A 20,035-nucleotide genomic window follows, 5' to 3' on the forward strand; every position below is an offset into this window, starting at 1 on the left:
GCGGGTCGAAGGGAGGTGGGCTCGCTTCGACAGGCTCAGCGCGCTTCGACAGGCTCAGCGCGCTTCGACAGGCTCAGCGCGCTTCGACAGGCTCAGCGAGCTCAGCGGGCTTCGACAGGCTCAGCGGGCTTGGGTGGGCTCCGGAGCATCCGCCCTATTCGAGCGCAGCGAACTTCTCGATGTCGCTCTCGGTGCCGGTCACGATGATGAGGTCGTGGTTGGTGACCACGGTCTGCTCGGTGGCGTACGTGAAGGGCTTGCCGGGGCTCTTCACACCGACCACCGTGACGTGGTGCCGGGTGCGCACACCCGACTCGGTGAGGGTCTTGCCGCGGATCGGCTTCGGCGGGTACATCTTCACGAGGGCGAAGTCGTCGTCGAACTCGATGAAGTCGAGCATCCGCCCGCTGACCAGGTGCGCGGTGCGTTCGCCGGCCTCGCGTTCGGGGTAGATGACGTGGTTCGCGCCGATGCGCTCGAGGATCTTGCCGTGCGACGCCGAGATCGCCTTCGCCCAGATCTGCGGGATCTTCAGGTCGACGAGGTTCGCGGTGATGAGCACGGATGCCTCGACCGACGAGCCGACCGCGCACACCGCGATCGAGAAGTCCTGCGCGCCGATCTGCTTCAGCGCGTCGACCGACTTGGCGTCGGCGACGACCGCGTGCGTGACCCGGTCGGCCCACTTCTGCACGAGGTTCTCGTCGGTGTCGACGGCGAGCACCTCGCGGCCGAGGCGGTCGAGCTGACCGGCCGTGGCCGCGCCGAATCGCCCGAGTCCGATGACGAGCACCGGGGCGTCATGTCTGATGCGATCAACCAACGATGGGCCTCTCTTCCGGTCGTTTGTATAGCTGGCGACGCGTCGTCGCGGCGAGGGCGGCCGCGAGGGTGACCGTGCCGACGCGTCCGAAGAACATGGTGAACGCCATCACGTACACGCCCGCCGGCGGCAGGTCGGCGGTGAGCCCGGTCGAGAGTCCGCAGGTGGCGAACGCCGAGATGACGTCGAACAGCACGTAGTCGAACGGCTGCTTCGAGATCTGCAGGATCGCGATGGACGCCGCCGCGACGATCGTCGAGCCCCAGAGCACGACCGCGACCGACAGTCGCAGCATGTCGCGGGGGATGCGCCGCCCGAACGCCTCCATGGAGGGCGTGCCGCGCGCCTCCGCGAAGGCGGCCAGGAACAGCACGGCGAGCGTCGTGACCTTGATGCCGCCCGCGGTCGACGCCGACCCGCCGCCGACGAACATGAGCATGTCGGTGACGAGCTGACTCGACCCGTACAGGTCGTGCATGTTGACCGTCGCGAAGCCGCCCGAACGCGCCATCACCGACATGAACATCGACTGGAAGATCGTGGGCCCGGCGTCGAGCCGGCCGTAGGTCGCCGGATTGCCGTGCTCGAGCAGGATGTACATGCCCGCACCCGCGATGAACAGGATGACGGTCGTGGTGAGCGTGAGCTTCACGTGCAGGCTCCAGCGGCGCGGATGCCGCCACCCGCGCGCGAGCGCGAAGATCACGGGGAAGCCGAGGCTGCCGAGGAACACCCCGACCATCAGCCACGACTGCATCCAGTAGTCGTGCAGGAACGGCTCGAGCCCGCCCGGGTTCGGCATGAAGCCGGTGTTCGTGAACGCCATCGCCGAGTAGTAGAACGCGTACCAGATCGAGCGGAACGCGTCGTACCCCGCCGCGAACATGCTCGGGATCATCGCCACGGCGACCGTCGTCTCGATGACCAGGGCGCTGACCGCGACGGTGACGAGCAGCCCGCCCACCTCGCCGAGCCGTACGGCCTGCCGTTCGGACACCGGGCCCACGTGGATGCGCGACGGGTTGCTGTCGCTGGCCGCGAGCAGCTTCGCCCGCAGCCCGAGCCGCCGCGAGATGACCAGGCCGAGGGTGGTCGCGAGCGTCAGCACGCCGACGCCGCCGATGTTCACGCCGATGAACACGAGCGCGTTGCCGAACGGCGACCAGTACGTCGCCATGTCGACCGTCGACAGGCCGGTGACGCAGATCACCGAGACGGCGGTGAAGAACGCGTCGTGCAACGGCACGGTCGTGCCCACGCCGGAGCGCGCCACCGGCAGCGAGAACAGCAGCGTGAACAGCAGGATCAGGCCGGTGAACACGGTGATCGCGAACCGGGCGGGCGAGGTGCGTACGAAGGCGTCGACGGCGTCGCGCAGTCGCCCCAGCCGGCTCCGTTGGGGAGCCCGCAGTGCCGCAGATCCCCTCCGCCTCACGCGCTCCTCCAACCCGGTGTCCGCTGAACGCGTGTGTCATGGTACTCCCCGGTGCGAATGACTACCCTTGACCCATGGCGGACATCTTCGACGTGGTGGCGGACTCGACCCGGCGCGACATCCTCGCCGTGCTGCTCGATCGCGAGACGGACGCTCCGCACTCGGGCGGCGAGATCAGCGTCTCCGAGATCGTCGCCGTGCTGGGCGTGAGCCAGCCGACCGTGTCGAAGCACCTCAAGGTGCTGCGCGAGTCGGGCCTGGTCGCCGTGCGCGAGGAGGGTCAGCACCGGTACTACCGGCTCGACCGCGCGCCGCTGGAGGAGCTCGAGGACTGGCTGATCCCGTTCCTCGCGCAGGATGCGGCCGCGGACGCCGCGAAGCTCGCCTCCGCCGACGAGCTCGACGGCGCGCTGAACGACGAGCAGCTCGCGTTCGCGTCGAAGCTGGGCAAGGCGTTCGCCGAGACGGCGCACTCGGTCAGCTCGGTGGTCGCGCCGCTGCGCAAGGGCTGACGCGAGACCGCCGCGTCGTCGGCGCCCCCGCCGCGTCGTCAGGCGAGCCGTTTGATCATCTCGAGCTCGAGGCCGCCCGGTGCGAGCTCGTACTCGCGGCTGCGACCGGTGAACGAGAACCCGAGCTTCTCGTAGAACCGGATCGCCCGCGGGTTGTGCTCGTGCACCTCGAGCCGCAGGGTGTCGCCGTAGCCGCGCGCCCACGCCTCGATCGCCTCGAGCAGCGCGCGGGCCACTCCGGATGCCTCGCCGCGACGGTCGGCCGCGACGTACACGCCGACCAGCAGCGGCACGGATTCGCCCTGGGGGAGCCATCCGCCCATGTGCCCGACCCAGCGTTCGCCCTCGATCGCGACCACCGACGTCTGGCCGGGCGTCTCACCGCGGCGGGCGCGCTGGCGCCACTCGGGCTCCTCGACCTGCAGCGCGTGATCGAGCGTCTCGGCGTAGGCGAGCGGCGTGTCGCGCAGCATCTCGAGCCGCAGCGCGCGCACCGCCTGCCAGTCCTCTTCGCGGGTGGTGCGGATGACGAGTTCGTCGCGGAGCATCCTTCGAACCTAACCTGCTTCGCAGCACGGTGTCGTTGCCGCGATTCGTCCCGAAACGGGTGCGCGACGGCACCGGTCGGCGGATCCGGTAGACTGTGCGGAGGCTTTTCCGCCAACGGCCCGCGGCACGCGCCGCCGGGCCCGAATTTTCCAGTGAGGTTCTGATGGGTTCCGTCATCAAGAAGCGCCGCAAGCGCATGGCGAAGAAGAAGCACCGCAAGCTTCTTCGCAAGACGCGCCACCAGCGTCGCAACAAGAAGTAGGCTCGCGCCTGCTCCGCACTGAGCGCCGGATCCGTCCGGCGCTTTTTGCATGCCCGGATGCCTCGCGGCCCGCGCCGCCCGTTCGGGTTCGCCGGGGGCGCTCGCCGCGTACCCTGAGACGGTGACCGCACGCACCATCCGCCTCACCCTCGTCGGCAAGCCCGGCTGCCATCTCTGCGACGACGCGCGCGAGGTCGTCGCCGCCGTCCGCGGGGAGGTCGCCGCCACCCCCGCCGCGCCGACGATCGAGTACGACGAGGCGTCGATCCTCGACGATGCGGCGCTCGCGGAGCGGTTCGCGGAGGAGATCCCGGTGGTGCTCCTCGACGGCGAGGTGCACACGTACTGGCACGTCGACCCCGTGCGCCTGAAATCGGCTCTGCTGGGCTGACCCGCGCCGAGCCGTGCCACGCGGCGCGCCCCGTCAGCGGGCGCAGCGGAACCCGATGTGCGTCGTCGCGGTGTCGTCGGACTGCGGCGACCGGGCGGCCGGGCGGTAGCGCAGGCAGTAGTCGGGCGAGCAGAGGTGCGACCCGCCCTTGAGCACGCGGCGCCGCTCGCGATCGGCCGGGCCGGATGCCTCGCCGGCCGCGCCGCCGAGCAGGTCGCGCCGACCGCCGGCATCGACCGCCGCGTCGGCGAGCCCCGGCACGACGTGCCGCGGGGTGTACACGTCGGTCGTCCACTCCCACACGTTGCCCGTCATGTCGACCAGACCGTACCCGTTCGGCGGGAACGTGCCGACCGGCGACGGCCCGATCCACCCCGCCGCCCCGGTGTTCTCGGAGGGGAACCGCCCCTGCCACCGGTTCACCATCAGCCGGCCGCCCGGGAACTCCTCGTCGCCCCACGCGAACCGGGCGCCGTCGAGCCCGCCGCGCGCGGCGTACTCGAACTCCGCCTCGGTCGGCAGGCGGCGGCCCGCCCACGCGGCGTAGGTCGCGGCATCCTCGTAGGCGACCATGACGACCGGATGCCGCGGCCGCTCGTCGGCCGTCGGCCCGGGCCAGCCGGGCTCACGCCAGGTCGCGCCGGCGGCCCATCGCCACCACTGCGACCAGTCGCGCAGGTCGACCGGCCCGGCGGTCGGGGTGAAGACGAGGCCGCCGGGCACGAGGTCGGCGGGGTCGACGCCCGGGAAGTCGGCCGGGTCGAGGGCCCGCTCGGCGACCGTCACGTACCCGGTGTCGGCCACGAATGCGGCGAACTGCTCGTTCGTCACCGGGTGCTGCTCGATCTCGAACGCCGCGACCTCGCGGACGTGCACGGGCGTCTCGTCGGCCGAGAACTCGGCCGAGCCCATGAGGAACCGCCCGGCGGGGATCGGCACCAGCGGGGTCAGGTCGACCATGCTCCGAGCCTACGTCGGCGGGTGCGGATCGGCGCCGGACGCGGCATCCGCCTCACCCCAGCCGACCCGCGCGAGCGACGCGCCTACGGTGCGAGGCGCGTCGGCCCGCGGAACAGGAACGTGACCTCGCGGATCGACGCCTCGCCGAGCATCAGCATGAGCACGCGCGCCAGGCCCATGCCGAATCCGCCGTGCGGCGGGATGCCGTACCGGAAGAAGTCGAGGTAGTGCGCGAGGCCCTCGAGCTCGAGCCCCTTCGCCTTCGCCTGCTCCTCGAGCACGGAGATGCGGTGCTCGCGCTGCGCGCCGGTCGTGATCTCGGTGCCGTTGTAGATGAGGTCGTAGCTCTTGGTGAGCCCGGTCTCGGGGTCGACCATGTGGTAGAACGGCCGGATGCCGGTGGGGTAGTCGGTCACGAACACGAAGTCGTGGCCGTACGTCTCCTTCACGTGCGCGGCGATCTGGCGCTCGCCCTCGGGGTCGAGGTCGCCGTCGGTGCGGGGGATCTCGTACCCGCGGGCCTGCACGATCTCGCGCGCCTCGGCGAGCGGGATGCGCGGGAACGGCAGCGCCGGCACGGTCAGCTCGATGCCGAACTGCTCGCGGATCTCGTCGCCGTGCTTTTCGACCACGGCCTCGAAGCCGGCGGCGAGCAGGTGCTCCTGCATGACCATGACGTCGTCGTGCGAGTCGATCCAGCTCATCTCGGCGTCGACCGAGATGAACTCGGTCGCGTGCCGCGACGTGAACGACGGGTCGGCGCGGAACACGGGCGAGATCTCGAAGATCTTGCCGAAGCCGGCCGCCTGCGCCATCTGCTTGAAGTGCTGCGGGCTCTGCGCGAGGTACGCGGTGCCGAGGTCGAAGTAGTCGAGCTGGAACAGCTCGGCGCGCGACTCCGACGGGCTCGACATGAGCTTCGGCGTGTGGATCTCGATGAAGCCGTTGTCGACCCACCAGGTGCGCCACGCGTGCTCGAGCGTCGTCTGGATGCGGAAGATCAGGTTGTGCTTGGGCTGGCGCAGGTCGAGGTAGCGCCAATCGAGCCGCTTGTCGAGCGACGAGTCGGCGGCGATGGGCGGCTCGGCGGGGGCCTCGGTCACGATCTCGAGCGAGCCGATCTTCACCTCGAGCCCGCCGAGCTTCACCCGCTCGTCGTGCTTGAGGTCACCGGTCACGCGCACGAACGAGCCGTGCGAGAGACCCGAGATCGCCTCGGTGAGCGCGAGGGCCGCGGCCGAGCCGGCGCCTTCGGCCGGGGCATCCTCGGCGAGCTCGCGCGTGGCGGGGTTCACCAGCTGCACCGCGCCCGACTCATCGCGGAGGATGACGAACTGCACCTTCTTCTGATCGCGGACGGTCTCGACCCATCCGGCGACGGTCACGGGGCCGTCGGTCTGGGCGGCGAGCTGCTTGACGAGGGTGCGGTCGGTCACGGACGACCATCCTACCCGCCCGGTTTCGCGCCCTGATCGGGGTGGACCCCGCTCACCGTTCACGGGCGCAACGGGTCGGGCGGCCGGGGCGGGTCAGGTCGTGGCCGGCGGGGCGGCGTTCCAGCGCAGGCGCGGCGCGGAGGTTCCGAACTCCTCGAGCACCGCGGCCGGGTCGGATGCCACGGGGAAGGTCGTGATGAGCCGGATGCCGCGACCGTCGTCGAGGCCGTAGGCGAGTGCCGCAGGCCGTCCCGGTGCGTCGGTTGCGGGCGACACGGCGACCACCGTGTCCACGCCGTCGACGCGCCGGGTGCGGCGGCGCGCGTCGGCGCGCGACAGCAGCTTCGAGGCATCCGCCGTGACCCGCTCGAGCAGCGTGCCCGGCCCCGCCCACGGATGGAACCGCTCGGGCGGCCCGCCGTAGGCGTCGGCGAGCTGCGCGCCGAGCCATCGCTCGCGCTTCAGACCCCACGGCGTCGGCACCGTCGACAGCAGGTAGCCGTAGACGTGCAGCAGGCCGGCGTTGCCGATCGGCCAGGCGGCGTCCTCGCCGAGCCCCGCGATCGCGTGCAGGCCGTCGAACGTGGTGCGGCGCAGCACCTCGCCGGCGTGCTCGTCGATCACGGTCGACCGGCCCCAGGCGTCGAACCGGCCCGAGGCCCGGTCGAGCGCGATCGACGACACGAGCCACGGCAGCAGTGCGAGCGCGCCGGGCAGATCGTCGGCGCCGGCGAGCTCGGCGGCGCGATCCAGGGCGGCGAGACGGTCGGCGGACATGCGGGGACGATACCGGATGGCCCGTCGCCCCTCGGCGAATTCGAAGGAATCGCCTCCGTAGACTGGAGCCCGTGCCGGCCGACCAGATCCATCTCGTGCGCCACGGCGAGGTGTTCAACCCGCAGGGCGTGCTCTACGGGCGACTCGAGGGGTACGGGCTGAGCGAGCTCGGCCACCGCATGGCGCAGGCCGCCGCCGACGACCTCCTCGCCCGCGAGCGGCCGGTCTCGGCGCTCGTGAGCTCGCCGCTGCAGCGCACTCGCCAATCGGCGGAGCCGATCGCCGCGGCATTCGGGCTCGAGACATCCATCGACGAGCGCCTCATCGAACCCGAGAACCGGTTCGAGGGCAAGCGCATGACCGGCCGCGACTCCGCGCTTCGCGACGTGCGCAACTGGGCGTACCTGATCAACCCGTGGGAGCCGAGCTGGGGCGAACCGTTCCGCTCGATCGCGACGCGCATGCTGCACGCCATCGAGGACGCCTGGTCGAGCGTCGACGGCGGCGACGTCGTGCTCGTCAGCCACCAGTTGCCGATCTGGATGGTGCACCGCCGGCTCGCCGGCAAGGGCCTCGCGCACGATCCGCGCCGGCGGCGTTGCGCGCTGTCGAGCATCACGACGCTCGAGCGGCGCCCTTCGACAGGCTCAGGGGGCCCTTCGACAGGCTCAGGGGGCCCTTCGACAGGCTCAGGGAGCCCTTCGACAGGCTCAGGGAGCCCTTCGACGGGCTCAGGGGGCCCTTCGACAGGCTCAGGGAGCCCTTCGACAGGCTCAGGGACCGGGCACCGTTTCGTCGAGGTCGGGTACGTCGACCCCGCGGCCGGGCTGGGTGCGCACGCGACCGACGTGGGGGCCGTGTGATGCACCGGATGCCTCGGAGCGGGTCTCGACTCGCTCGCTTCGCACGCTACGCGGCCGGCGGAGCCGTGCTCGCGCTGCTGCTGACCGGCTGCACGTCCGACCCGCTCGCCGACCAGTACCGCGAGGGCAGCGGCAAGAACTACATCGCGGGCGACGGCACGATCGCCGAGTTCGCGCCCGACTCCCGCGAGGAGCCGGTGTCGTTCGAGGGCGCGACCGTCGACGGCGGTTCCTTCGACTCGGCCGACGCGGCCGGCGAGGTCGTGGTCGTGAACTTCTGGTACGCGGGCTGCGCTCCCTGCCGCGTCGAGGCGCCGATCCTGCAGCGGGTGCACGAGCAGTACGGCGACGAAGTCGCCTTCGTCGGCGTCAACGTGCGCGACCAGGCCGGCACCGCGCGCCCCTTCGAGGAGGACTTCGGCATCACGTATCCGTCGATCCTCGACGTCGACGAGGGTCGGGTGCAGCTCGCGTTCGCGGGCAAGGTGCCCGCGGCGGCGGTGCCGACCACACTCGTGCTCGACCGCGACGGTCGGGTGGCGGCGCGCATCCTCGGTCAGGTGAAGGATGCCTCGATCCTCACGACGATCGTCGACGGCCTGCTCGACGAGGCCGCCTGATGGGCCCCGGCGAGCTCGTCTTCAGTGGGCAGTTGCTGGTCGCGATCCCGATCGCGCTGGCCGCGGGGCTGATCTCGTTCCTCTCGCCGTGCGTGCTGCCGCTCGTGCCCGGATACCTCGGGTACCTCGGCGGGTTCACGGATGCCTCGGCCGACGCCGCGGTCGAACGGCGCAACCGCCGGCGGCTGCTCGCGGGCGTCGCGCTGTTCGTCGCCGGGTTCACCGTCATCTTCCTCACCTACACGGTGCTCGCGGGGGTCGCCGGGGCGTGGCTGCGCACCTGGCAGGATCCGATCACCCGGGTGCTCGGCGTCGTGCTCATCGTCATGGGGCTGGTGTTCGTCGGGCAGTTCACGTTCCTGCAGCGCCAGTTCAAACCGTCCTGGCGGCCCGCGACGGGCCTCGCCGGTGCGCCGCTGCTCGGCGTGGTGTTCGGCCTCGGCTGGACGCCGTGCATCGGACCGGCGCTCGCCGCGGTGCTGAGCCTCAGCCTGAACAGCGAGTCCGCGTGGCGCGGCGCGGTGCTCGGGCTCGCGTACTGCATCGGGCTCGGCATCCCGTTCCTGCTCGTCGCGCTCGGCTTCGGCTGGGTGACGGGCTCGATGACGTTCCTCCGGCGGCACATCCGCACCATCAACCTCATCGGCGGCGGGCTGCTGATCGTGATCGGACTGGTCATGGTCAGCGGGCTCTGGACGGCGTGGATGAACGAACTCCAGGGAGTGATGAGTGGCATCGACCTCGTCCTCTGAGCGCACCGCTCACGACCCCCTGCGCCCCGCCGACCACGTCGACTCGGCGCCCGAACCCGACGGCGGGGCATCCGGGGTCGCGCAGCCGAAGCTCGGCCCCGTCGGCTGGCTGCGCTTCGCCTGGCGACAGCTCACCAGCATGCGCACCGCGCTGCTGCTCCTGCTGCTGCTCGCGATCGCGGCGGTGCCGGGATCGCTCGTGCCGCAGCGCTCGAGCGACCCGAACGGCGTCACGCAGTACTTCCAGGACAACCCCGACCTCGCGCCGGTGCTCGACTCGTTCCAGATGTTCGACGTGTACACGTCGGCCTGGTTCTCGGCCGTCTACCTGCTGCTGTTCGTCTCGCTCATCGGCTGCATCATCCCGCGCACGAAGCACCACCTCGAGGCGCTGCGGGCCCGCCCGCCGCGCACCCCGGTTCGGCTGTCGCGGCTGGCCGGTTACACGGTGCGGTCGCTGCCCGAGCTCGCCGACGGAAGCGAAGGCGGGGCCGGCTCGCTTCGACAGGCTCAGCGAGCGGAGGTTCAGCGGGCGGAGAAAGAGCGAGCGGAGGTTCAGCGAGCGGAGGATGAGCGGGCGGAGGTTCAGCGGGCGGAGGATGAGCGGGCGGAGGATGAGCGGGCGGAGGCGTCGATCGCGGACGCCGCTGCGCGTCTGAAGCGGGCGGGCTACCGGGTCGAACGGTACGACCTGCGCGGCGAGGCATCCGTCTCGGCCGAGCGCGGCTACCTGCGCGAGACCGGCAACCTGGTCTTCCACACCGCGCTGCTCGGCGTGCTCGCGACCGTCGCGATCGGCGGCGGGTTCGGGTTCTCCGGCCAGCGGGTCGTGGTCGAAGGGCAGTCGTTCGTGAACACGCTCGGCGCGTACGACTCGTTCAACCCGGGCCGCTTCTTCGACGACGCGCAGCTGTCGCCCTACCGGCTCTCGCTCGAGGGGCTCGACGCGGTGTACGAGACGCAGAACGCCGACGCGATCGGCCAGCCGATCGACTTCACGGCGCACGTGGTCGTCGAGGACGACGGCGGCAGCGCGGTCGACGAGACGGTGAAGGTGAACGAGCCGCTGCGCACGCACGGCACCGACGTCTACCTGCTCGGCAACGGCTACGCGCCGACCGTCACGGTGCGCAACCCCGACGGCGAGATCGTGTTCACCGACTCGGTGCCGTTCCTGCCGCAGGACGCGAACCTCACCTCGATCGGCGTCATCAAGGTGACCGACGGGCTCGACGAGCAACTCGGTATGGTCGGGTTCTTCTATCCGACGCAGGACGTGCTCTCGACCGGCGCGTACGCCTCGACCTATCCCGACCTCGTGTACCCGGTGCTGACGCTGAACGTCTACGAGGGCGACCTCGGCATCGACGACGGCACACCGACCTCGGTGTACGCGCTCGACCCGAGCGGCATGACCCAGCTCACCGGCGGCACCACGGGGGTCGACTCGATCGAGTTGAAGCCCGGCGAGACCGCCGAGCTGCCCGGCGGCCGCGGCACGGTGACGCTCGAGGATGCCTCGCCGGCCGGCACCGCCGACGGCGACCTGTCGCACAGCGTCAAGCGGTTCGCGTCGTTCGACATCCACCACGACCCGACGCAGGGGTGGGTGCTCGTCTTCGCCATCCTCATCATCGCCGGCCTGCTGGTCTCGCTGTTCGTGCCGCGTCGCCGGATGTGGGTGAAGGCGGTGCGCCGCCGCGACGGCCGTGTGGTGCTCGAGTACGCGGGGCTGGCCCGCGGCGACGACCCCGGGCTCGACGACGCGGTGCGCGCCTTCGCGGATGCGCACGGCGGGCCGGCGGCCGACGACGCTGATGATCCCTCGACTCCCGGAAGTAAGGTGGACGCGTGACCTTCACCCTCGATCAGCTCTCGATCCTCTGCGTGTACTCGGCGATCGCCGTCTACGCGATCGCGTTCGTCGCGTACGCGATCGACCTCGCCAAGCGCGGGGTCGCAGCGGGTGCGGCGGCCGAGCCGGTCGTGGTCACCGCAGGGGGCGGAGCGCCCGAGCGCAGCGAGGACGCCGCGACCCGAGACCGGGTCGCTGCGTCTCGAGACGCGTCGGATTCCGTCGGGCGCTCCTCGACGAGCGGGGGCCGCTGGCGCAGCGCGCTCGACGCCGGCGCCTCGGTCGAGTACGGCCGCTCGCCCGCGCTGCGCGTCGCCGTCGCGATGACCGTGCTCGCGTGGGCACTGCACCTGACCGCCGACATCCTGCGCGGAATCGCCGCCGGGCGGGTGCCGTGGGCGAACATGTACGAGTTCGCGCTGACGGGCACGCTCGTGGTGACCACCGTCTACCTCGTGGTGCTGCTGTTCGCCAAGCAGGACCTCCGCTTCCTCGGCACGTTCGTCACGGGCCTCGTGCTCGTGCTGCTCGGCGTGGCCGCCGTGAACTTCTACGTCGAGGTCGCCCCGCTGCCGCCGGCGCTGCAGTCGGTGTGGCTCGTCATCCACGTGTTCGTCGCGACCACGTCGGTCGGGTTCTTCGCGCTCGGATTCGCGCTGTCGGTGCTGCAGCTCATGCAGGCCCGGCGCGAGGCGGTGGTGGCGACCGCGGATGCCGCGAAGAAGTCGTTCCTCGCGACCCTGCCGAACTCGGTGTCCCTCGAGAACCTCGCCTACCGGGTCAACATCATCGGGTTCATCCTGTGGACGTTCACCCTGATGGCCGGCGCGATCTGGGCCGAGAAGGCGTGGGGCCGCTACTGGGGCTGGGACACGAAGGAAGTCTGGACCTTCATCATCTGGGTGATCTACGCCGGCTACATCCACGCGCGGGCGACGCGCGGCTGGCGCGGCACGCGCTCGTCGTGGCTCGCGATCATCGGGTTCAGCGCGGTGCTGTTCAACTTCACGATCGTGAACCTCTTCTTCAAGGGGCTGCACGCGTACAGCGGCCTGTAGGCCGGCGCTCGCTCGCGCTCGGGCGAGGGGGTGGGGACACGCCTGCGCGAACACGCGGCTCACCCGGGGCCGAACAGGGCGACGACCGCATCGACGCGATCGACGTCGAGTGCGGGGTCGAGACGCTGAGACGCCTCGAGCCGGCTGAGGCCGTGCAGCGTGCCCCAGAGCACCTCGGCCCGCACGGAACGTGCGCGGTCGTCGCCGCCCGAGACCGCGCCGTGCAGCAGGGCGAACGCCGCTCGCAGTTCGGCGGGCGTGTCGTCGGAGGCGAACGCGACGGTCGACGACATCGACGACATCGCCTCGGAGACGGCGGGATTCCGTCGGGCGAACTCGAGGTACGCCTCGACGAGCGAACGCAGCCGACCATCGGCCGGCGCGCGTTCGGCGGCCGCAGCGATCGCGGCGGTCAGCCGACGCGACCCGTCGATGATCACGGCGCCGACGATCTCGTCGCGACCGCCGGGGAAGTCTGAGTAGAGCACTGGCTGGCTGTAGCCGATGGCCTCGGCGAGTCGCCGGATGGTGACCGCCGGCCACCCCTCCTCCTCGGCGATCGATCGCGCGGCCTCGACGACGCGGCGTGAGCGTTCGGAACGCAATTCCTGCATGCGGGGTGTGGAGGCCATGGCTTCATGCTAGCATCGCTAAAAATACTAGCAACGCTAGAAACTGCGAGGAGTCATACATGTTCTGGATCGACACCATCACTGTCACCATCGCGATCGTCGCGACCGCGGTGATCTTCGGCACCGACACGCTCACCGCTCTGGTGTCGCGCGCGGCGTTCGCCGAGATCGACGACCGTGCGCTCGTGCAGTTCACCGGGCGATCGCACCGCTATGGCGACCGACGGCTGTCGGTGGTCGGCGTGCTGAGCGTGGTGTTCAGCGTCGCGACGGTCGCGCTCGCGGTGCTCGCGCAATCGGTGCCCGCCGCTGTGGTCGCCTCGATCGCGGTCGTCTCGCTGGCGGTGTGGCTGATGCTCTTCGCGCGCATCTCGGCCCCGATCAACAAGCGGCTCACCGCGGCCGCACTCGCCGACGAGGTGCCCGCCGACGCCCGTGCGCTGCAGGAGCGCTGGGAGTCGATCATCGTCCTGCGCAGCGTGTTGCAGGGGGTCGCGGTCGTGGGGCTGTGCGTGGCGCTCGCGCTGATCGCGGCCGCCTGAGCGCTGCCCGCCCCGCGCCTGCCCACCCCCACCCGCACCCCGGCCCATGGGGCGTGAGGGGGCACGGAGCGTGAGAGCGTTTGCATGAGGGCGCGACGTGCGCCGTGGCATCCGTGTCGGTGAGCGGCAGTACCTGTGTAAGCGCTTGCAATCAGGCGACCTCGGCTGCTACCGTCGCCCCAGTCGGATGGCGCACGGGCGCGCCATCGCCAGGGGCAGGAGTCGAGGATGACGCGGAGCGCGAGGGTGCGCAGATGGTTGGCGACGATCGTGGCGGGTGCCCTCGGGGCATCCCTCATCGGCGCCGCGGTGATCGCGGTGCCGGGCGCGGCCGCAGCCGACGAGGCGCGCACGTTCGCCCTGGTCGGCAGCCTCCAGTCGGAGCTCGGATGCCCCGGCGACTGGCAGCCCGAATGCGCCGCGACCGAACTGCTCCCGACCGACACCGCCGGGGTGTACGCGGCCGAGTTCACCATTCCGGCCGGCGACTGGGAGTACAAGGTCGCGGTGAACGACGCGTGGGATGAGGCGTACGGCCTGAACGGCGGCGGCGACAACATCCCGCTGACCGTGGCGGGCGACACCGAGATCCGCGTGGTCTTCGACGACACGCTGAAGAAGGTCGGTCTCGAGGCGACCGACGCGACGCTGCGCGGTGCGTACGACGAGGCATCCGATGCATCCCTGGTCGACGCCCCGGTGCGCCAGGCCGGCAGCGACGAGGTCTTCTACTTCGTGATGACCGACCGGTTCGACAACGGCGACCCGTCGAACGACGAGGGCGGCCTCACGGGCGACGCGCTCACCACCGGGTACGACCCGACGCACAAGGGCTTCTACCAGGGCGGCGACCTGGCCGGCCTGCGCTCGCAGCTCGACTACATCGAGGGCCTCGGCACCACCGCGATCTGGCTCACCCCGAGCTTCAAGAACCAGCCCGTGCAGGGCGAGGGCGCGAACGCGAGCGCCGGGTACCACGGCTACTGGGTCACCGACTTCACGCAGATCGACCCGCACCTCGGCACGAACGACGAGCTGCGCGACCTGATCGCCGACGCGCACGACCGCGGCATCAAGGTCTACTTCGACATCATCACGAACCACACCGCCGACGTCATCGACTACGCCGAGCAGCAGTACGCCTACATCGACCAGGCGACGAGCCCGTACCTCGACGCCGACGGCAACCCGATCGACCTCGCCGACTACGCCGACGCGTCGCAGCCCTTCCCGGCGCTCGACGCGGCGACCAGCTTCCCGTACACGCCGGTGCTCGATGCGGGTGAGGAGACGCTGAAGGTCCCGGCCTGGCTGAACGACCCGACGCTGTACCACAACCGCGGTGACTCGACGTGGGAGGGGGAGTCGGTCACGTACGGCGACTTCGTCGGCCTCGACGACCTGATGACCGAGCACCCCACCGTGGTGAACGGCTTCGTCGACGTGTACGAAGACTGGATCGACCTCGGCATCGACGGGTTCCGCATCGACACCGCCAAGCACGTGAACTTCGAGTTCTGGCAGCAGTGGTCGGCCCAGGTGCTCGACTACGCGCGCACGGTCGCCGGCAAGCCCGACTTCTTCATGTTCGGCGAGGTCTACGACGCCGACCCCGTGAAGCTCAGCCCGTACGTGCGCGACACCGACATGAACTCGGTGCTCGACTTCACCTTCCAGTCGCAGGCGGTGAGCTTCGCGGCCGGCAACTCGGCGAAGAACCTGCAGTCGCTGTTCGCGGGCGACGACTACTACACGACCCCGCACTCGTCGGCGACGGCGCTGCCGACCTTCCTCGGCAACCACGACATGGGCCGCGTGGGGTACTTCCTGCAGAACACGGATGCCCCGCTCGCGCGCGACGAACTCGCGCACGACCTGCTGTTCCTCACCCGCGGCCAGCCGGTCGTCTACTACGGCGACGAGCAGGGCTTCGCGGGCACGGGCGGCGACCAGAGCGCCCGGCAGACGATGTTCGCCTCCCAGGTGGACGAGTACACCGGTCAGTCGCTCGTCACCGGTGAGCCGTTCGGCACCGGCGCGCACCAGTCGACGGATGCTCCGCTCTACGAGCACATCGCCGAACTCTCGGCGCTGCGCCAGGCGCACCCGGCGCTCGCGACGGGCGCGCAGGTCGAGCGGTACGTCGACAGCGGCGCGGGCGTGTATGCGTTCAGCCGCGTCGACCGCGCCGACAAGGTCGAGTACCTCGTCGCGGTGAACAACGCGACCGAGACCCGCACGGTCGAGGTGCCGACGCTCACCGACGCGGGCGTGTTCTCGCCGCTCTACGACTCCTCGCTCCCTGAGCCTGTCGAAGGGGAGGCATCCGTCACGGCCGACGCCGACGGCGTGGCATCCGTCACCGTGCCCGCCCTGGGCGCGGTGGTCTACACGGCCGACCGACCGGTCACCGCGCCCGACGCGGCGCTCGCGATCTCGGTCGCGACGCCGGCCGCCGGCGCCGGCGTGCGGGGCGTCACGCCGGTCGCGGCCGACGTCGACCCCGGCACCTGGCAGGAGACCAGCTTCGCCTGGCGCATCGCGGGCGACGAGTCGGACGCCGCGTGGCACGCCCTCGGCACCGCCGAGGACACCTCGCCCCGCGTCTTCCACGACACCGCGGGCCTCGCGACGGGCACGCTCGTCGAGTACCGCGCGATCTCGACGGATGCCGCGGGCCACCGCTCGGCCGCGTCCACCTACGCGTCGGTCGGCAACGCGGTGAACCTCGTCGAGGTCGACGAGCCCGAACAGCCGATCGAACTGGTCACCGTGCCGGGCAACCACAACGCCGCGATGGGCTGCGCGGGCGACTGGGCACCCGGCTGCGAGGCGGCGAAGCTGACGCTGCGCGCCGACGGCGTCTACGCCGGCACGTTCGACCTGCCCGCGGGCGACTACGAGTACAAGGTCGCGATCAACGGCTCGTGGGACGTGAACTACGGCCAGGGCGGCGTACCCGGCGGAGCGAACATCGCCTACCACCACGACGGCGGGCCGATCACGTTCTACTGGAACCCGGTGACGCACCTGGCGACCTCCACCGCCCAGGGGCCGATCCTCACCGTGCCCGGCTCGTTCCAGAGCGAGATCGGATGCCCCGGCGACTGGGCGCCCGACTGCCTCGCGTCGATGCTCTTCGACTCCGACGGCGACGGCGTGTACGAGTTCACGACCACGTCGATCCCGGCGGGCGCGTACGAGGCGAAGGTCGCGCACGGCATGAGCTGGGACGAGAACTACGGCGTCGGCGGGGTGCGCGACGGCGCGAACTCCACGTTCACGACGAAGGACGGCGAGCAGGTGACGTTCCGGTACACGCTCGCCACGCATGTGCTCGAGATCGAGGTGGCGAACCCGCCGCTGCCCGGCGCCGGCGAGGCGCGCGCGCAGTGGATCGACGCCGACACGATCGCCTGGCCGGCCGCGCTGCTCGGCGGCGCCTCGGCCGACGGGCTCTCGTGGACGCTCGAGCACTCGGCCGACGCAGGGCTCGCGATCGGCGACGAGGGCGCGGTGACCGGGGCGACCGGCGACGGCGTGCCGCTGACGCTCGATGCGGGCGGACTCACCGAGGCGCAGCTCGCGCGGTTCCCGCAGCTGGGCGGCGGGGCGTACCTGGCGCTGAAGGCCGACGGGCTCGACCGCGCGACGGTCGCGGGCCTGCTGACCGAGCAGCTCGTCGTCGCGCAGCGCTCGGGCCCTGAGCCTGTCGAAGGGGCGACCGCTTCGACAGGCTCAGCGAGCCTCACCGCGTTCACCGGCGTGCAGGTGCCCGGCGTGCTCGACGACCTCTACGCGGAGGCCGTGGCATCCGTCGACCTCGGGGTCAGCGGGCGCGGCGACGACACGGTCGCGACCGTGTGGGCGCCGACCGCGCAATCGGTGGTGCTCGAGCGGTGGGACGCCGGCGCGACCGGCGACCCGGCGCTCGTCGAGGCATCCTTCGACCCGTCGACCGGCACCTGGGCGACCGCGCCGGGTGCGCTCGACGCAGGCGACGAGTACCGCTGGCGGCTCGAGGTCTACCAGCCTTCGACCGGGGCGGTCGAGACGAACTCGGTCACCGACCCGTACTCGACCGCGCTCACCGTGAACTCGACGCGCACCGTCGTCGTCGACCTCGACGACCCGTCGATCTCGCCCGAGCTGTGGACCGACACGCCCACGCCGGTCGTCGAGCACGCGGTCGATCGCGCGATCTACGAACTGCACGTGCGCGACTTCTCGATCACCGACGAGACCGTGCCCGAGGCCGAACGCGGCACCTACCGCGCGTTCACGCGCGACTCGGCCGGCACCGCGCAGCTGCGCGAGCTCGCCGCCGCCGGCATCAACACGGTGCACCTGCTGCCGACGTTCGACATCGCCACGATCGAGGAGCGGCGCGACGCGCAGGCGACCGCCGACTGCGACCTCGCGTCGTTCGGGCCGGCGTCGACCGAGCAGCAGGCGTGCCTCGCGTCCATCCGCGACCTCGACGGCTTCAACTGGGGCTACGACCCGTACCACTACCAGGCGCCCGAGGGCTCGTACGCGGTCGACCCCGACGGCGGCGCGCGCGTCGGCGAGTTCCGCGAGATGGTCGGCGCGCTGCACAGCATGGGCCTGCAGGTCGTGCTCGACGAGGTGTACAACCACACCTCGGCGTCGGGACAGTCCGAGACCAGCGTGCTCGACCGGGTCGTGCCGGGGTACTACCAGCGGCTGAACGCGGCCGGCGCCGTCGAGACCTCGACGTGCTGCCAGAACGTCGCGACCGAGCACTCGGTGGCGCAGCAGCTGATGGTCGACTCGGTGGTGCTCTGGGCGAAGGAGTACAAGGTCGACGGGTTCCGCTTCGACCTCATGGGGCACCACTCGAAGGAGAACCTGCTCGCGGTGCGGGCCGCGCTCGACGAGCTGACGCTCGAGGAGGACGGCGTCGACGGTTCGGCCGTGTACCTGTACGGCGAAGGCTGGAACTTCGGCGAGGTGGCCGACAACGCACTGTTCGAACAGGCCACCCAGGGCCAGCTCGGCGGCACCGGCATCGGCACCTTCAACGACCGGCTGCGCGACGGCGTGCACGGCGGCAGCCCGGTCGACGGGTCGTCGACCTACGATCAGGGCTTCGGCACCGGGCTCGCGGGCGACCCGAACGGGCACCCCGCCCGCGAGGGCACGCGCACGCTCGGCCAGCAGACCGACCTGGTGAAGCTCGGCCTGGCCGGCAACCTGCGGGCGTTCGAGTTCGAAGCGTCCGACGGCACGGTGAAGCGCGGCGACGAGGTCGACTACAACGGGCAGCCCGCCGGCTACGCCGACCAGCCCGACGAGGTCATCACCTACGTCGATGCGCACGACAACGAGACGCTGTTCGACCACGGCATCTGGAAGCTGCCGACCGGTACGTCGATGGCCGACCGCGTGCGCATGAACACGCTGTCGCTCGCGACCGTCGCGTTCGCGCAGACCCCGTCGTTCTGGCACGCCGGCACCGAGCTGCTGCGCTCGAAGTCGCTCGATCGCAACAGCTACAACTCGGGCGACTGGTTCAACCGCATCGACTGGACGGGCCAGGAGTCGACCTTCGGGTCGGGTCTGCCGCCCGAGGCCGACAACGGGGCGAAGTGGGCCGACATGGCGGCGCTGCTCGCCGACCCCGCGCTGAAGCCGACCGCGGCGGACATCGCGGCAGCCGAGGCATCCGCCCTCGACCTGCTGCGGGTGCGATCCAGCGTCGACCTGCTGCAGCTCGGCTCGGCCGAGCTCATCGAGCAGAAGGTGACGTTCCCGAACAGCGGGCCGGATGCCACGGCCGGCCTCATCGCGATGCTCATCGACGACCGCCTCGGTGCGGACGCCGACGCCGACCTCGACGGCGCCCTCGTCGTGTTCAACTCGTCGCCCGAGCCGATCACCGAGGCGATCGACGGGCTCGCCGGCCGCGAGTTCGCGCTCAACGCGGTGCAGGCCGGGGGCGCCGACGCGGTGACCGCGTCGACGTCGTGGGACGCGGCGACCGGCACGGTGACCATCCCGGCGCGGACCGCGGCGGTGCTGGTCGAGGCACAGGCGGAGGAGCCGGGCGAGCCTGGCGAACCGGGCGAGCCTGGGGAGCCCGGGCAGCCGGGTGAGCCGGGGCAGCCCGGGGAGCCGGAGGCGACCCCGACGCTGCACCTCTCGGCCGGCACGGCGCGCCCGGGCGACGTGATCGGCATCACCGGAACCGGCTTCGCGCCGGGCGAGGCGGTCCAGGTGTGGCTGCACTCGACGCCGCGACTGCTCGTCGGCGCGACCGCCGATGCGCAGGGCGCGATCTCGGTGCAGGCGACGATTCCGCTCGACACCGCGACCGGTGACCACGTGATCCGGGTGCTCGGTGTCGACTCGGGGCTCGAGGCATCCGCCGCCCTGGTCGTGCTCGGGCCGCTCGGCCTCACCGGGACCCAGACGTGGCTCGCCCTGCTGCTCGCCCTGGCACTGCTCGCCGCCGGCGCGATCGTGCTCGGGCCGCGGCTGGCGCGGCGGGTTCGCTGATCACCCCTGGTCGAGGAGCGCTCGGACGCGTCGCCGCTTCGCGTCG

At 71.3% G+C, this 20,035-nt stretch carries 17 protein-coding genes; 10 read left to right on the forward strand and 7 right to left on the reverse strand.

Going from position 1 to position 20,035, the window contains the following annotated elements:
* Nucleotides 1-154: 154 nt before the first annotated feature.
* Together MTO99_RS16615 and MTO99_RS16620 are read right to left on the reverse strand one after the other, a co-directional pair.
* Nucleotides 155-823, reverse strand: coding sequence for a potassium channel family protein (locus tag MTO99_RS16615; protein ID WP_243554975.1), 669 nt, complete (start codon nucleotides 821-823; stop codon nucleotides 155-157).
* Nucleotides 816-2,258: a TrkH family potassium uptake protein gene (locus tag MTO99_RS16620; RefSeq protein ID WP_243554976.1), complete on the reverse strand. Its 1,443-nt coding sequence runs from the start codon at nucleotides 2,256-2,258 to the stop codon at nucleotides 816-818. Before MTO99_RS16620 ends, MTO99_RS16615 begins: the two co-directional genes overlap by 8 nt.
* 74 nt (nucleotides 2,259-2,332) lie before the next feature.
* Between MTO99_RS16620 and MTO99_RS16625 the strand changes: the two genes are divergently transcribed.
* Nucleotides 2,333-2,770 carry an ArsR/SmtB family transcription factor gene (locus MTO99_RS16625; protein WP_243554984.1) on the forward strand — a complete coding sequence of 146 codons (438 nt, stop codon included), beginning with the start codon at nucleotides 2,333-2,335 and terminating at the stop codon, nucleotides 2,768-2,770.
* Nucleotides 2,771-2,808: 38 nt separating this feature from the next.
* Here MTO99_RS16625 and MTO99_RS16630 read toward each other — a convergent pair whose 3' ends face one another.
* Nucleotides 2,809-3,318, reverse strand: coding sequence for a GNAT family N-acetyltransferase (locus tag MTO99_RS16630; protein WP_243554986.1), 510 nt, complete (start codon nucleotides 3,316-3,318; stop codon nucleotides 2,809-2,811).
* 164 nt (nucleotides 3,319-3,482) lie between these two features.
* Between MTO99_RS16630 and MTO99_RS16635 the strand changes: the two genes are divergently transcribed.
* Nucleotides 3,483-3,581: a 30S ribosomal protein bS22 gene (locus MTO99_RS16635; protein ID WP_003792170.1), complete on the forward strand. Its 99-nt coding sequence runs from the start codon at nucleotides 3,483-3,485 to the stop codon at nucleotides 3,579-3,581.
* A gap of 121 nt (nucleotides 3,582-3,702) precedes the next feature.
* Nucleotides 3,703-3,972 (forward strand): glutaredoxin family protein, encoded by a 270-nt coding sequence (locus MTO99_RS16640; protein WP_243554988.1) that lies wholly within the window; start codon nucleotides 3,703-3,705, stop codon nucleotides 3,970-3,972.
* 33 nt (nucleotides 3,973-4,005) lie between these two features.
* Here the strand turns inward: MTO99_RS16640 and MTO99_RS16645 are convergent, their stop codons facing one another.
* The 3 genes from MTO99_RS16645 to MTO99_RS16655 form a co-directional block, all read right to left on the reverse strand.
* The gene (locus MTO99_RS16645; RefSeq protein ID WP_243554990.1) at nucleotides 4,006-4,932 is read right to left on the reverse strand and encodes a formylglycine-generating enzyme family protein; all 927 of its coding nucleotides are present in this window, start codon (nucleotides 4,930-4,932) and stop codon (nucleotides 4,006-4,008) included.
* Nucleotides 4,933-5,015: 83 nt separating this feature from the next.
* On the reverse strand, nucleotides 5,016-6,368 hold the full coding sequence (gene aspS / locus MTO99_RS16650; RefSeq protein WP_243554992.1) for an aspartate--tRNA(Asn) ligase: 1,353 nt from the start codon (nucleotides 6,366-6,368) through the stop codon (nucleotides 5,016-5,018).
* A gap of 93 nt (nucleotides 6,369-6,461) precedes the next feature.
* Nucleotides 6,462-7,145 (reverse strand): amino acid deaminase, encoded by a 684-nt coding sequence (locus MTO99_RS16655; protein WP_243554994.1) that lies wholly within the window; start codon nucleotides 7,143-7,145, stop codon nucleotides 6,462-6,464.
* Nucleotides 7,146-7,216: 71 nt separating this feature from the next.
* Between MTO99_RS16655 and MTO99_RS16660 the strand changes: the two genes are divergently transcribed.
* Genes MTO99_RS16660 through ccsB form a run of 5 tightly spaced genes read left to right on the forward strand, consistent with a single transcriptional unit; the run spans nucleotide 7,217 to nucleotide 12,293 of the window.
* Entirely contained in the window at nucleotides 7,217-8,008 is a 792-nt protein-coding gene (locus MTO99_RS16660) for a histidine phosphatase family protein (protein ID WP_243554996.1), read from the forward strand.
* Nucleotides 8,009-8,016: 8 nt separating this feature from the next.
* Complete coding sequence (locus tag MTO99_RS16665; protein ID WP_354002490.1) at nucleotides 8,017-8,628, forward strand: TlpA family protein disulfide reductase; 612 nt, start codon at nucleotides 8,017-8,019, stop codon at nucleotides 8,626-8,628.
* Entirely contained in the window at nucleotides 8,628-9,380 is a 753-nt protein-coding gene (locus tag MTO99_RS16670) for a cytochrome c biogenesis CcdA family protein (RefSeq protein WP_243554999.1), read from the forward strand. Before MTO99_RS16665 ends, MTO99_RS16670 begins: the two co-directional genes overlap by 1 nt.
* Nucleotides 9,358-11,235 carry a cytochrome c biogenesis protein ResB gene (resB, locus tag MTO99_RS16675; protein WP_243555001.1) on the forward strand — a complete coding sequence of 626 codons (1,878 nt, stop codon included), beginning with the start codon at nucleotides 9,358-9,360 and terminating at the stop codon, nucleotides 11,233-11,235. The genes MTO99_RS16670 and resB overlap by 23 nt, the downstream gene beginning before the upstream one ends.
* Entirely contained in the window at nucleotides 11,232-12,293 is a 1,062-nt protein-coding gene (gene ccsB / locus MTO99_RS16680) for a c-type cytochrome biogenesis protein CcsB (RefSeq protein ID WP_243555003.1), read from the forward strand. Before resB ends, ccsB begins: the two co-directional genes overlap by 4 nt.
* A gap of 59 nt (nucleotides 12,294-12,352) precedes the next feature.
* Here ccsB and MTO99_RS16685 read toward each other — a convergent pair whose 3' ends face one another.
* The gene (locus tag MTO99_RS16685; RefSeq protein WP_243555005.1) at nucleotides 12,353-12,925 is read right to left on the reverse strand and encodes a TetR/AcrR family transcriptional regulator; all 573 of its coding nucleotides are present in this window, start codon (nucleotides 12,923-12,925) and stop codon (nucleotides 12,353-12,355) included.
* Nucleotides 12,926-12,984: 59 nt separating this feature from the next.
* On the opposite strand from MTO99_RS16685, the gene MTO99_RS16690 reads away from it, so the two are divergent.
* Entirely contained in the window at nucleotides 12,985-13,467 is a 483-nt protein-coding gene (locus MTO99_RS16690) for a DUF1772 domain-containing protein (protein ID WP_243555006.1), read from the forward strand.
* Nucleotides 13,468-13,695: 228 nt separating this feature from the next.
* Nucleotides 13,696-19,989, forward strand: coding sequence for a pullulanase-type alpha-1,6-glucosidase (gene pulA, locus MTO99_RS16695; RefSeq protein ID WP_243555008.1), 6,294 nt, complete (start codon nucleotides 13,696-13,698; stop codon nucleotides 19,987-19,989).
* The last annotated feature ends 46 nt before the right edge of the window (nucleotides 19,990-20,035 follow it).

This window comes from Agromyces larvae, from assembly GCF_022811705.1.
GTDB lineage: Bacteria > Actinomycetota > Actinomycetes > Actinomycetales > Microbacteriaceae > Agromyces > Agromyces larvae.

Excerpts from the sequence above, each read along its gene's own strand:
- MTO99_RS16625 (WP_243554984.1), top strand. The coding sequence starts at position 2,333 with ATGGCGGACATCTTCGACGTGGTGGCGGACTCGACCCGGCGCGACATC.
- MTO99_RS16630 (WP_243554986.1), bottom strand. The coding sequence starts at position 3,318 with ATGCTCCGCGACGAACTCGTCATCCGCACCACCCGCGAAGAGGACTGG.
- MTO99_RS16635 (WP_003792170.1), top strand. The coding sequence starts at position 3,483 with ATGGGTTCCGTCATCAAGAAGCGCCGCAAGCGCATGGCGAAGAAGAAG.
- MTO99_RS16645 (WP_243554990.1), bottom strand. The coding sequence starts at position 4,932 with ATGGTCGACCTGACCCCGCTGGTGCCGATCCCCGCCGGGCGGTTCCTC.
- MTO99_RS16655 (WP_243554994.1), bottom strand. The coding sequence starts at position 7,145 with ATGTCCGCCGACCGTCTCGCCGCCCTGGATCGCGCCGCCGAGCTCGCC.
- MTO99_RS16665 (WP_354002490.1), top strand. The coding sequence starts at position 8,017 with ATGCCTCGGAGCGGGTCTCGACTCGCTCGCTTCGCACGCTACGCGGCC.
- MTO99_RS16670 (WP_243554999.1), top strand. The coding sequence starts at position 8,628 with ATGGGCCCCGGCGAGCTCGTCTTCAGTGGGCAGTTGCTGGTCGCGATC.
- MTO99_RS16685 (WP_243555005.1), bottom strand. The coding sequence starts at position 12,925 with ATGGCCTCCACACCCCGCATGCAGGAATTGCGTTCCGAACGCTCACGC.
- MTO99_RS16690 (WP_243555006.1), top strand. The coding sequence starts at position 12,985 with ATGTTCTGGATCGACACCATCACTGTCACCATCGCGATCGTCGCGACC.
- pulA (WP_243555008.1), top strand. The coding sequence starts at position 13,696 with ATGACGCGGAGCGCGAGGGTGCGCAGATGGTTGGCGACGATCGTGGCG.